Source organism: Streptomyces sp. 5-10, assembly GCF_014712245.1.
In the GTDB taxonomy this organism is placed as follows: domain Bacteria; phylum Actinomycetota; class Actinomycetes; order Streptomycetales; family Streptomycetaceae; genus Streptomyces; species Streptomyces violaceusniger.
In genome coordinates this window covers 101347-111683 of sequence record NZ_JACVYG010000037.1, presented here as the reverse complement: position 1 = coordinate 111683, position 10337 = coordinate 101347, and the positions used below count along the sequence as shown (strand labels likewise).

At 70.6% G+C, this 10337-nt stretch carries 10 protein-coding genes; 8 read left to right on the top strand and 2 right to left on the bottom strand.

What is annotated here, in order from left to right; translation table 11 throughout:
• The 5 genes from IEJ02_RS32640 to IEJ02_RS32620 all read left to right on the top strand — a co-directional run.
• Positions 1-848: peroxidase family protein (locus IEJ02_RS32640; RefSeq protein WP_317985979.1), on the top strand; the 848-nt coding region annotated here is incomplete at its 5' end.
• A gap of 207 nt (positions 849-1055) precedes the next feature.
• Positions 1056-1430, top strand: a complete 375-nt coding sequence (locus IEJ02_RS32635; RefSeq protein WP_191068115.1) for a Tat pathway signal sequence domain protein — start codon at positions 1056-1058, stop codon at positions 1428-1430.
• Positions 1427-2035, top strand: a complete 609-nt coding sequence (locus IEJ02_RS32630; protein ID WP_191068114.1) for a class F sortase — start codon at positions 1427-1429, stop codon at positions 2033-2035. Before IEJ02_RS32635 ends, IEJ02_RS32630 begins: the two co-directional genes overlap by 4 nt.
• A 102-nt stretch (positions 2036-2137) precedes the next feature.
• The gene (locus IEJ02_RS32625) at positions 2138-2629 is read left to right on the top strand and encodes an RNA polymerase sigma factor (protein ID WP_191068113.1); all 492 of its coding nucleotides are present in this window, start codon (positions 2138-2140) and stop codon (positions 2627-2629) included.
• Positions 2613-3158, top strand: coding sequence for a hypothetical protein (locus IEJ02_RS32620; protein WP_223864846.1), 546 nt, complete (start codon positions 2613-2615; stop codon positions 3156-3158). Before IEJ02_RS32625 ends, IEJ02_RS32620 begins: the two co-directional genes overlap by 17 nt.
• Before the next feature lie 29 nt (positions 3159-3187).
• On the opposite strand, the gene IEJ02_RS32615 is transcribed toward IEJ02_RS32620, so the two are convergent.
• On the bottom strand, positions 3188-4783 hold the full coding sequence (locus tag IEJ02_RS32615) for a monocarboxylic acid transporter (protein WP_191068112.1): 1596 nt from the start codon (positions 4781-4783) through the stop codon (positions 3188-3190).
• Positions 4780-5145, bottom strand: coding sequence for a DUF485 domain-containing protein (locus tag IEJ02_RS32610; protein ID WP_223864845.1), 366 nt, complete (start codon positions 5143-5145; stop codon positions 4780-4782). Before IEJ02_RS32610 ends, IEJ02_RS32615 begins: the two co-directional genes overlap by 4 nt.
• 566 nt (positions 5146-5711) lie before the next feature.
• Between IEJ02_RS32610 and IEJ02_RS32605 the strand changes: the two genes are divergently transcribed.
• From IEJ02_RS32605 to IEJ02_RS32595, 3 genes are all read left to right on the top strand, one after another.
• Positions 5712-7121, top strand: a complete 1410-nt coding sequence (locus tag IEJ02_RS32605; RefSeq protein ID WP_191068110.1) for an L-lactate MFS transporter — start codon at positions 5712-5714, stop codon at positions 7119-7121.
• 4 nt (positions 7122-7125) lie between these two features.
• Positions 7126-7272 (top strand): MFS transporter small subunit, encoded by a 147-nt coding sequence (locus IEJ02_RS32600; protein WP_191068130.1) that lies wholly within the window; start codon positions 7126-7128, stop codon positions 7270-7272.
• A 143-nt stretch (positions 7273-7415) separates the two neighbouring features.
• Entirely contained in the window at positions 7416-10310 is a 2895-nt protein-coding gene (locus IEJ02_RS32595) for a sensor histidine kinase (protein ID WP_191068109.1), read from the top strand.
• Positions 10311-10337 lie beyond the last annotated feature (27 nt).

Here is a 10337-nt window from a genome sequence, read left to right as displayed (position 1 = left end):
AGCCGCAGCGCGGCTGGGAGGTCAACAACCCGGACGAGCTCGCGCAGGTCCTGCGCACCCTGGAGACCATCCAGGGCGAGTTCAACTCCGGCGCCAAGAAGGTCTCCCTGGCCGACCTGATCGTCCTCGGTGGCTCCGCCGCCGTGGAGAAGGCCGCCAAGGACGCGGGTGTCGACGTCGAGGTGCCCTTCGCCCCGGGCCGTGTCGACGCGACCGACGAGCACACCGACGCCGAGTCGTTCGCCGCGCTGGAGCCGACGTACGACGGGTTCCGCAACTACGTCGGCAAGGGCAACCGCCTGCCGGCCGAGTACCTGCTGCTGGACCGGGCGAACCTGCTCACCCTGAGCGCCCCCGAGATGACCGTCCTGGTCGGTGGTCTGCGCGTGCTGGGCGCGAACCACAACGGGTCCAAGCACGGCGTCCTCACCGAGACCCCGGGCAAGCTCACCAACGACTTCTTCGTCAACCTGCTCGACATGGGCACGACCTGGAAGTCCACCTCCGAGGACCAGACCACGTTCGAGGGCCGNAACCACAACGGGTCCAAGCACGGCGTCCTCACCGAGACCCCGGGCAAGCTCACCAACGACTTCTTCGTCAACCTGCTCGACATGGGCACGACCTGGAAGTCCACCTCCGAGGACCAGACCACGTTCGAGGGCCGTGACGCCTCGGGCGAGGTCAAGTGGACCGGCACCCGCGCCGACCTCGTCTTCGGCTCCAACTCCGAGCTGCGCGCCCTCGCGGAGGTCTACGCGAGCGACGACGCCAAGGAGAAGTTCGTGCACGACTTCGTCGCGGCGTGGGTCAAGGTCATGAACCTGGACCGGTTCGACCTCGTCTGATCCGCTCCGCTCCGAGCACGCCGTCCAGGCCGGTCCGCACGGACCGGCCTGGACGTCTTTCTTCCGCCCCGATGTCGGCCCCGGCGGGGCCGACGGACACGCTTTGCTCTCTCTTTACAACGCGCCGCGCCGCCGCCTCGTCTCTCCGCTCGATCCGTGACCCGGCCCGCCGAAGGGCCGGGCGGACCGACGAAGGAGATCGACTCCATGCGCCGCACTGTCCTCAGCGCGATGACCCTCGCGTGCACCGCCGTACTGGCGACCACCGCGCCCGCGTTCGCCGACGACGCGACCCCCGCCCCCCGCGCCCCCAGGGCCTCCGCCAGCCCGGTCCCGAGCGCGGAGCCGACCCGTACGCCCACCGCCGACGCCCTGGTGCCGAAGGAGGAAACGACCAAGAAGCGGGACCGCGGCCAGGTCGCCGTCGTGCCGAAGGGCGCGCCGAACACCGGAGTGACGGACGGGTCCTCCGGGTCGTCCGGGACCGAGGGCGCGCTGATCGGCGGGGGCGCCGCCGCGGTGCTCGCCGCGGGCGGCGCGGCGGTCCTCGTCGTCCGCCGCCGCCGGGCGACCGGGGCATGACCCCGTTCTCCAGGCGCGCCTTCGCCACCGCGGCGATGGCCTCGCTGCTCGCGGGCTGCGGCGGCCACCCGGCCGGGCGGACCACGGCCGCACCGCGCTCCGGGAAGAGGCCACCGCCGACCCCCGTGAAGGCGGCGCGCCCCCTTGGGCGTTCGGTCCCGGTCGGGCTGCGGATCCCGGCCATCGGCGTCGACACCCCGGTCATCCGGCTGGGGCTGGCGCCGGACGGGAGCGTGGCGGTCCCGCCGGTCACGGCCCACGACCGCGCGGGCTGGTACCGGCACTCGCCGACACCGGGGCAGCTCGGCCCGTCGGTCATCCTCGGCCATGTCACGGTCGGCGCCTACGGCGACGGGGTCTTCCGTCACCTGGCGCGGCTGCGCCGGGGCGAGGGGATCGTGGCGCGCCTGGAGAACGGCACGGCGGCCCGGTTCGCCGTCGACGCCGTACGGACCGTCCCCAAGATGGACTTCCCGGCGGACGAGGTCTACGGGAACGTGGACCGCCCGGAGCTGCGGCTGATCACCTGTGGCGGCCCCCGCTCCGGCGACGGCTACCTCGACAACGTGATCGTCTTCGCCGCGCTGACGTCCGGCGGCCCCTGACCCACCCCGGATCCCGGGCCCATGGAACCCACACCGGCGGCCCGGGATCCTCCCCTGACGAAGTGCCCGCACGGCCGAGTGCCGTCCCGACCATGGAGTGCGTTGAAACGGTCCCGTGACAGGGCGGCGTCCGAGCTGTTCGCCGCCCTCTACCCGCGCCTGGCCGGCTGGTGCCGCCGTCTCGTCGACGACGACGAGACGGCCCATGAGATCGCCTCCGAGGCGTTCACCCGGCTCTGGGCCCGCTGGACGTCCGTGGAGGAGCCCCGCGGCTTCCTCTACGTCACCGCGGCCAATCTCGTCCGGGACCACTGGCGCAAGGTGGAGCGCGAGCGCAGGGCCGTGCGCCGCGCCACCACGGAAGCCGCCGTCCGCCCCCACGCCGAACAGTCCGACCCGTCGGTGCGCCTGCTCGTGCAGTCGCTGCCGGAACGGCTGCGCGTCCCGATCCTGCTGCACTACTACGCTGACATGCCGATCCGGGAGGTGTCCGTACTGACCGGGCGCAAGGAAGGAACCGTCAAGGCCGACCTCCACGCGGCCCGGGAACTGCTCCGCGTCCACCTGAGGAGAAGCCTTGACCCCACGCTGTGACGACGGCCCGGAGCACATCGGCCCCGAGTACATCGGCCCCGAGCGGGAGCCCGACGACCCCCTCGCGGTGATCCTGCGGCCCCCTTCCGACCACCTCGGCCCGCCCCCCGGCCGGTACGAGGCGATCCGCCGTGCCGCGGTCCGCCGCAAGCTGCTCCGCACGGCGGCCGGGGTCGGTGTGTCCTGCGCCGTGGCCGCCCTCGTCGCGCTGCCGCTCCGCGCGACGGCGCCCGAGCCCCCCGCGCGCCCGACGGTCCCGCTCGCCCCGCCGCCCGCGACCGGCCGTGCGACGCCCCCGCTTCCGTCGGCGTCCCCCACTCCCTCGGCGCCGCTCGCCCCGTTGGCGCCGTCCGAGTCCGCGGGGAAGCGCCCCGGCCGCGGGCCGGGGAGCGGGACGTCCGGCCCGCGGGACGGTGCGGAGGTCCCCGCCCGCGGCCGGTCGCCGGTTCCCGACTCCTCGGCGCGGGCCGTGCCGTCGGAGGGCCGGAGGGAATCCGCCACCACCCCCGGAACCACCCGACGGCCGTAGGCGGCCCCGGCCGCCCACGGCCCTGTCGCTTAAGCCTTCGAACCGATGCCGGTCAGCGACCGCACTTCCATCTCCGCCTGCTTCTTGGGGTCGGCGGGTTCCTTGCTGAGGACCGTGCCGAGGAAGCCGCAGAGGAAGGAGAGCGGAATGGACACCAGGCCGGGGTTGGTGAGCGGGAACCAGTGGAAGTCCACGCCCTTGATGATCGACGTGGAGCTGCCCGAGATGGCCGGGGAGAAGATGATGAGCACCAGGCCTGAGCCCAGCCCGCCGTAGATGCTCCACAGCGTCCCGGTGGTGTTGAAACGCCTCCAGAACAGCGTGTAGAGGATCGTCGGCAGATTGGCGGACGCGGCGAGCGCCAGGGCCAGCGACACCAGGAACGCGACGTTCTGGCCGTTGGTCACGATGCCGCCGAGGATGGCCAGGAGGCCGATCACGAGCGCCGTCAGACGGGCGACCCGGATCTCGGACCGCGGATCGGCCTTTCCGTTCCGGATCACATTCGCGTACACGTCATGGGCGAACGAGGCCGAGGCGGCCAGGGTCAGCCCGGCGACCACCGCCAGGATCGTCGCGAAGGCCACCGCGGAGACGATGCCCAGGAGCATCGCACCGCCGATCTCGAAGGCGAGCAGGGGAGCCGCGGAGTTCTCGCCGCCGGGCGCGCTCACGATCTTGTCCGAACCGACCAGCGCGGTGGCGCCGTACCCGACGAGCAGGATCGACAGATAGAAGATGAACATCGACCAGGAGCACCACACCACCGAGCGCCGGGCCTCCTTGGCGTCCGGCACGGTGTAGAAGCGCATCAGCACGTGCGGCAGGCTGGAGATGCCGAGGACCAGCGCCAGGGAGAGCGAGACGAAGTCGAGCTGGTCCATCGCGTCCTTGCCGTACCAGCCACCGGGGTTGAGCAGTTCCGCGCCCAGCGGGCTGTTCTGCGACGCCTGGTCGAGGATCGCCGAGAAGCTGAACCCGAACTTGCCGAGCAGGAACACGCTCATGAAGGTCACGCAGATCAGCAGCAGGCCCGCCTTGATGATCTGCACCCAGGTGGTGCCCTTCATGCCGCCCACCAGGACGTAGAAGACCATCACGAGGCCGACGCCGGTGATGATGAGGGCCTGTCCGCCCTTGCTCTGCACATTGAGCAGCAGGGCGATCAGACCGCCCGCGCCGGCCATCTGGGCGAGCATGTAGAAGAACGTGATCACCAGGGTGGCGTTGGCCGCCGCCGCGCGCACCGGGCGCTGCTTCATGCGGAAGGCCATCACATCGCCGACCGTGAACCGCCCGGTGTTGCGCAGCCGTTCACCGACGAGCAGCAGGGCGACCAGCCAGGCCACGAGCCACCCCACGGAGTAGAGGAAGCCGTCGTAGCCGTGGACGGCGATCGCCCCCGAGATGCCGAGGAATGAGGCGGCGGAGAGGAAGTCGCCGGAGAGGGCGATGCCGTTCTGGACGCCACTGAAGGCGCTGCCCGCGGCGTAGTAGTCGGAGGTGGTCGAGTTTCTGTTGGTGGCCTTGTAGACGACGAACAGCGTGATGACCACGAAAGCGAAGAAGACGCTCAGATTGATTATCGGGCTGCCGGTCGTGGGGGCTGCGATCTGCACTGTCATTCCTTGCCGACTCCCGCCAGCTCGTGGACCGTGTCCACCTGGGGATCAAGTTTCTTGTGCGCGAAGCGCCGGTATGTCAGGACGATCGCCATGGTCGTCACGAACTGCAGCAGACCGAAAACGGTGCCGGTGTTGACCGCGCCGAACAGCTTGCGGCTCATGAAGTCGTGGTCATAGGCCGAGAAGAGAACGAAGGTCATGTACCAGCACAGGAAGAACGCGCTCATCGGGAAGATGAACCAGAGCAGTCTCCTGCGCAGGAGTTTGAACTCCGGGCTCTGCTGGATCGCCTCGAAGTCGGGCTCCCCGATGTCGTCACCGCGATCGGCGAACCCCGGTCCGGTGGCCCGCTCGGATGGCAAGGAAGCGGGTGTTCGCACCGATTTATTCATGGTTTCTCCGGGGTTTTTCTGACGAAGACGTCGGTTCGGGGGCGCCCGCGCTCGGGCGTCAGGGGAGGGCAACCGGCGGGCCCTTGACGCGGCAAGTGTAGTTAGGCACCGGACGCAGTCAACGTCGCACCCTGCTCCTCACCGGTGCAGGTGGGCACATGTCGGGGCGTGGATCCGACGTCGGTGCCATCTCGAATATGGCGGGAGAGGTCGCTGAACCAATACTTTGTCTCACCTTCCCGTGTTGTCCATTTTGACTTGGTGTCAGCTTGACGATGGCCCTACAAGGTTGCGCCTTGAGGACATTTCGGGACCCGGCGTTGTGTCCCAAGTGTCGCCACTGGTAGAACCTCACCTCGGGTAGAACGTCCCATCGTGCGCGAGCATGAGTGCGGTGAGTACGCCGCTGGGCAGCGCTTGTGCCGTTGGCATATGACGGCGGCGCCCGGCTCGCCACTCCCTCCCCCGAGGGTGTTTGGATAGGTCAAGCAATGCAGTCTGCGGGGGTGTTCCCAAAGCCGGAGGTAGGTTGATCTGTGGGTTTCCTCGACCGCTCTCGCATCGTCGCAGGCGCGGGCTGGAATCGTTGGCTGATTCCTCCGGCAGCGCTCGCGATCCACTTCTCCATCGGCCAGGCGTACGCCTGGAGCGTCTTTAAGATTCCTCTGGAAGATTCCCTAGACATCTCGGGAACGGCTAGCGCCCTCCCGTTCCAGATCGGCATTCTGGTGCTCGGGCTCTCTGCCGCGTTCGGGGGGACGCTGGTGGAGCGAAAAGGGCCGCGATGGGCCATGTTCGTGTCGCTCGTGGCGTTCTCGACCGGCTTCCTGGTCGCCGCCCTCGGTGTCGCCACGCGCAATTACTGGCTGGTCGTCCTCGGCTACGGCGGCATCGGCGGAGTCGGCCTCGGCATCGGGTATATCGCTCCGGTGTCCACCTTGATGAAGTGGTTTCCGGACCGGCCGGGCATGGCCACCGGTACGGCGATCATGGGTTTCGGTGGTGGCGCGCTGATCGCATCTCCCTGGTCGACCGAGATGCTCAAGGCGTTCGGCAGTGACACCAGCGGCATCGCCAAGACGTTCCTGGTGCACGGCCTGTCCTACGCCGTGTTCATGTCGCTGGGCGTGCTGCTGGTGAGGGTGCCGCCCGAGGGCTGGCGGCCGGCCGGCTGGACGCCCCGTGTCGACGCGGGCAAGAGGCTCGTCACCACCGCGAACGTATCGGCCAGGAACGCGGTGCGCACGCCGCAGTTCTGGCTGCTCTGGGTCGTGTTGTGCATGAACGTTACTGCTGGTATCGGGATCCTGGAGAAGGCCGCCCCGATGATCCAGGACTTCTTCCACGACACGGCGAGCCCGGTGAGCGCGAGCGCCGCCACCGGGTTCGTCGCGCTGCTGTCCCTGGCCAACATGGCCGGCCGCTTCGTGTGGTCCTCGGTCTCCGACGTGGTCGGCCGGAAGAACATCTACCGGCTGTACCTGGGCGCCGGTGCCCTGCTCTACCTCACCATCATGCTCGAGAAGGACAGCAGCACCGCGCTGTTCGTCGCCTCGACGATGGTGATCCTGTCGTTCTACGGCGGTGGATTCGCCACCGTTCCGGCCTACCTCAAGGACCTGTTCGGCACCTACCAGGTCGGCGCGATCCACGGCCGGCTGCTGACCGCGTGGTCGGTCGCCGGAGTCGCCGGACCGCTCATCGTGGACTCCATCGCGGATTCCGCACATGAGGACGGGCGCTCCGGCCCGGCTCTCTACACCTTCTCGTTCTCGCTCATGATGGGGTTGCTCGTCATCGGCTTCATCGCGAACGAGCTGGTGCGTCCGGTGAATCCGAAGTTCCATGAACCGGAGCCGGCGGCCCATGAACCGGAGCCGGCGGCCCGGGAGGAGTCGGCGCCCCCGGAGGAAACCCCCGATCCCCTTCCGGCAGAGAGGCGGTAAACCGGTGACTGACACAGACGGCGCTTCGTCGAACGCGGCGGCCAAGACGGGTTCCCCCGTGGTGATGGTCGTGGCATGGCTGTGGGTGGCGGTGCCGTTTCTGTACGGCGTCTATCAGCTGGCCGAGAAAAGCAGCAAGTTGTTCGAGTAAAGGCAGGCGCGCCGACGCATCGCCGCAGCGATGGGCCGGCGCGCTGCCGGGCGTTCGACTTTCCCCATCCGGGGAAATCCCAGGAGAAACGGCATCGTGATACATCCCTGTGGGCAAGCCGGTCCGAGCGCGGAGCGCGCCTCATGACCCCGGGCAGGCATGCGGCCGCGCGCGACCGCTCGGCGTCGTGGTGGGCCGGCGTCGTGGAGTGGCGCAACTGGCGGCTGCCGGTGAAGCTGGGTGCCGTTCTGGTGGTGCCCGCTCTGCTCGCCGTGGGCTTGGGCGTCGTACAGATCCAGCGCGACGTCGAGCGCGCCAACTCGTACGCGGACGTGCAGCGGCTGGTCAAGCTGCGCGGTGGACTGCGGCCGCTGATCGGGGATCTGCAGATGGAGCGCAGCCTGTCGGCCGAGCGGCTGGGCGACGGCGGGTCCGGCGATCCGGCCACCCTCCGCCGGCAGACCCAGCGCGTGGACCGCGCTCAGGCCGCGGTCACCCGCACCACGCAGCGGACCCGCGGTCTGACGGGGGTTTCGGCCAACCGCTACCGCGACGCGTCCAAGCTCCTGGACGGGCTGCCCGACCTGCGCGAGCGGGTGACGTCCAAGAACGTGGACCCCTGGGCCGCGGTGACCGAGTACAGCAAGATCATCAACAGTCTGCTCGACCTGGACCAGGCGCTGGGCAGCGGGTTCGGTGACGCTCAGCTGTCCGCACCGGCCAGCGCGCTGTACGACCTGGAGATGGTCCAGGAGCAGGTCCACCTCCAGCATGTGATCGTCATGGTGGCGCCCCGGCCCGGCACGTTGGAGGACCCCAAGCTCATCCGGGCGCTCCAGGAGTCCGACATCCGCATGCGGGACAAGCTGAGCGACTTCCGCGCCGTGGCCACCGCGGGGGACCAGCGCGCCTACGACCGCACGGTCACCGGCCCGGAGGTCGATCGGCGCGCCAAGCTGCTGGACGCCGTGCTGTCCCGGGCGGGTTCGCTGAACGCCGGGCAGAACGCCGCCGAGGCCCCGCCGTTCTCCGACCGCACCTGGCACCGCAGTTCGGTGGCGACCGGAAGCCTCATCAACACGGTGGAGAAGCGGCTCGCCGACCGGCTCCGCGTGACCTCCGCCAAGCTCCAGGACGAGACCAGCGACCGGGCCGGTGCGGAGTCCGTGCTGCTCTTCGCCGTGCTCCTGCTCGCCTTCGCCATCGGCATCGCCATCGCCCGGCATCTGCTGCGGTCGCTGACCGTGCTGCGCTCCACCGCGCTCGACGTGGCCGAGCGCCGGCTCCCGGAGGCGGTGTCCAGCATCCGGGAGGGCGAGGTGTCCAGCACCTCGATCAGCGCCGTGCCGGTCCACACCACCGAGGAGTTCGGCCAGCTCGCGAGGGCGTTCGACGCGGTGCACGGTCAGGCCGTGCGCCTGGCCGCCGAACAGGCCGCGCTCCGCGGCGACCTGCGCGACACCCTGGTCAACCTCTCCCGGCGCAGCCAGACCCTGGTGGACCGGCTGCTGCGCCTGATGGAGCAGCTCGAATCGCACGAAGAGGACCCGGACCAGCTGGCCAGCCTCTTCAAGCTGGACCACCTGGCGACCCGTATGCGCCGCAACAACGAGAACCTGATGGTCCTGTGCGGCAGCACCCCGGTCCGCCCGTCCGAGCAGCGGGTGCAGCTGGACAGTGTGCTGCGCGCCGCGGTCTCCGAGATCGAGCACTACCGCCGGGTGGTCGTGGAGCCCGTTCCCACCGCCGAGGTGATCGGGTACGCTGCCGGTGACCTGGCGCGAATGATCGCTGAGCTGCTCGACAACGCCACCGCGTTCTCCCCGCCGGAGACGCAGGTGACCGTCAGCAATACACTACGGCCGGACGGTTCGGCACTGATCGAGGTCCGCGACGAGGGATTTGGGATGAGCGGAGCCGAATTGGCCAAGGCTCATCGGCGCGTAGCGGGGGACGCATCCGTGGAGGTACCTACGTCCCGGCAGATGGGCTTGACCGTCGTCGGTCGGCTGGCCCGTCGCCACGGCGTCACCGTGGAGCTGATCTCGGAGCGGGACACCGGTGGCGGACTGCGCGCGGGTGTGCTGGTACCGGCCAGGCTGATGCTCGGTGACAAGCGCGCCATCGCGGGCCGCGAGAGCTCGCTGCCCGTCCGGAAGACCTCCGCCAGGACGTCCGAGCCGGCACGGCCGCACCGTGAGCTCGGCGGCGCCCCGGCGGCACCTCTGCCGCGCCGCGTGCCCGACGGCGCCCGCTCCCTGCGCGCCGGTGACGCCCCGGCCGCGTCCGAGCGCGCGGACCGCTCCCTGCCGACCCGCCCCGGCTCCTCGCGGGCGTTCACGGACCCCCAGCAGACCGGCGGACTGCCGCGCCGGGCCCCCGTCAGGCCCGGTCACCCGGCCAAGCCCGGTCACCCCACCAAGCCGGGCCATCCCGCCCCGGCCGGCGAGGGCACGGTCGGCGAGGGCGCCCCGGTCGGCGACGGCGCACCGGAGAAGACCGGCCCCCGGTCCGGCGACGGCGGACCGCTCGCGGACCGCCGTACCGCACAGCCGCCGGGGCGGCCCGCGGTGCCCCCGCAGCGTTCGCGTCCCACCGCCCCGGACGACGCCGCCTCGCCCTGGTTCGCGTCGCCCGGGAAGGCACCGGCGGGCTCCCACGCCGAGGAGCCGCCCGACGACCGTGAACCGGCGGACCTCCGGGCGTCCGCCGCCTCCCGGCGGCCCGACCCCGCCGCGTCCGGACCGCCCGACGGGAGCCGGCCGGACCCCGCGGACGAGCCCGGCCGGATCGTCCACGAGCGGCCGGGTGCCGCGGAGGCGGGCGGCGTCACCCAGGCCGGGCTGCCCCGGCGGGTGCCGCGCCAGGGCCAGGCGGCGGACCGGGCCAAGCCGCGCACCACCGGAGAGCGGCCCGCGCCGCGCGCCACCGCGGACGAGGCCACCGCGCGGCGGAACGCCGGCCGCACCCATTCGTTCCTCAGCAATTACCAGTCGGGCATCCGCCGGGCTCAGCCCGACGGACGCGACGAGACATAAGGTCTCAGCGAAGATGGACAGGAAGAA

Coding starts and splice junctions, on each gene's coding strand:
- IEJ02_RS32635 (WP_191068115.1), top strand. CDS start 1,056: ATGCGCCGCACTGTCCTCAGCGCGATGACCCTCGCGTGCACCGCCGTA.
- IEJ02_RS32630 (WP_191068114.1), top strand. CDS start 1,427: ATGACCCCGTTCTCCAGGCGCGCCTTCGCCACCGCGGCGATGGCCTCG.
- IEJ02_RS32615 (WP_191068112.1), bottom strand. CDS start 4,783: ATGACAGTGCAGATCGCAGCCCCCACGACCGGCAGCCCGATAATCAAT.
- IEJ02_RS32595 (WP_191068109.1), top strand. CDS start 7,416: ATGACCCCGGGCAGGCATGCGGCCGCGCGCGACCGCTCGGCGTCGTGG.